The sequence below is a fragment of the Hymenobacter rubripertinctus genome, assembly GCF_003583925.1.
In the GTDB taxonomy this organism is placed as follows: Bacteria; Bacteroidota; Bacteroidia; order Cytophagales; family Hymenobacteraceae; genus Hymenobacter; species Hymenobacter rubripertinctus.
Genome location: NZ_QYCN01000098.1, coordinates 1 through 1,773 on the forward strand (window position 1 = coordinate 1; position 1,773 = coordinate 1,773).

Consider the following 1,773-nt stretch of genomic DNA (forward strand, 5'->3'; position numbering starts at 1 on the left):
AGAATGCCCCACAGCCCCACCACCAGCGCCGTCCCCCGGTCGGCCAGCAGCCCCACCAGCTGGCCCGGCTGAAGCCCGTAGTCGCGCCGCAGGGCGTGAGCCAGCTGATTGGCCCGCGACTCCAGCTCGCCATAGCTCAGCCCACCCTCRGCCGTCACCACGGCCCGCCGCTCCGGCGTGGCCGACACMTGCTCCGCAAACAAGTCCAGCACCGTYGCCGCMCCCGTCGCSGCGACCAGCGCMCCCCCCTGGAACCCCTCCARCAACTGARACCGCTCCCCCACACTCAGGTACTCGACCTGGCCAATGGATATGGAGGGATTTGCTACTACTTGGGTGATGAGACGGGTGAAGTGGGTTTGCAAGCGCGTCAGCAACTCCTCAGTATATATGTGCCCATTGTAATTGAACACAATATGGAAAGCTTCCCCCGGCATAAGCATCAGGGTGAAATCGTAGTTGGTCTGGTCGTGGCTGCTCGACGCCAGCAGGGAGAGCTGCTCGGCACCGCCCTGGGCTTCCATGCCCTGTTGCACCATTTCCTGCAGCGGAAAGTTCTCAAACACCAGCACATGATCAAACAGACCGCGGCCTAGCTCGCTGTTCTTCTGAATAGTCGAGAGCTGGGTGTAGTGGTGGGCAAGGCCTTCGATGGAGTCCTGCTGCACCTGCTTCAGCAATGCCCGGACGCTCATCTCGTGCGGGACGCGAATACGTACCGGAATGGTATTGATGAACAGGCCGATCATTTCCTCAATGCCTTCTACTTCGGCCGGGCGGCCCGATACTACGCCGCCGAATACAACGTCGGTGGTATTGTTGTATTTGCTCAGCAGAATACCCCATACCGCTTGAATAAAGCTATTCTCGGTAATGGCCAGCTCCTCACACAGGCTTTTGAGCGCCTGCCGGACAGAGGGCTCCAGAGCAAATGTTTTTTGTTGTACGTCGTAGCCGGCAGTGGGCGTAGCCGTGGCTTTGGGCAGAGAGCTAATGGTGTCGTAGCCTTGCAGATACTGCTGCCAGTGCTGCAGTGAGGCTTCTTGGTCGCGGGCCAGCAGCCACTGGATGTAGCTTGAATAAGGATGCACCTTCGTGAGTCGGGGCATACGCACCTGCATGATGCTATGGTATAGCTCGAAGTAGTCCCGGATCAGCAAGCCGCTGCACCAGCCATCCATGAGAATGTGGTGGTGGCTCCAGATAAATTCGTGGGTCTGCTGGCCCAGGGCCAGCACCGTCAGGCGCATCTGGGAGCCTTTGTGCAGGTCGAATCCGGCCTGCCGGTCGGCTTCCTTAAAGGCCGCCAATGAGAAGTCAGGTTTATCGGATACATCCAGATAGGTGAAAGCCGCCGGTGCTTCCTTTTGCACTACCTGGAGCACTTCTTCGCCGAAGTTGGGAGTAAAGCAGGTACGTAATACGGCGTGACGGGCCATAAGGGCCTGGTAGCTTTGCTGGAGAGCCTCCACGTGCAACTCTCCTTCCAAACGGTAGGTAATCTGCTCGAAATAGGCTGCGGGCGAGTTCAGCCAATGATAGTACAATCCCTGTTGCAGGGGGCTCAATGAATAAACGTCTTCAATTTTCATAACATTTCGTTTAACTGTTGCAATTGTTCTATGCTCAGACCTTTGAAGGTAAGGTCGACGGGGGTGAGCTGGGCGGGCTGCTCGCCGGCCAGCTCGTCGAGCAAGGCCGCCAGCTCCCCGGCCCAGGCCGCCACCAACGCCTGCATGGTGACCGCCGAGAAGCGGCCCGCGTCGTAGCTGA

At 58.5% G+C, this 1,773-nt stretch carries 2 protein-coding genes; both read right to left on the minus strand.

All coding sequences use genetic code 11. From position 1 onward, the window contains the following. A partial coding sequence (locus tag D0T11_RS21665) for a condensation domain-containing protein (RefSeq protein ID WP_147374801.1) occupies nt 1-1,592 on the minus strand: 1,592 nt, incomplete at its 3' end. After that, the coding region (locus tag D0T11_RS22850) for a hypothetical protein (protein WP_182888567.1) at nt 1,589-1,773 on the minus strand (185 nt) is incomplete at its 5' end. The genes D0T11_RS21665 and D0T11_RS22850, both read right to left, overlap by 4 nt.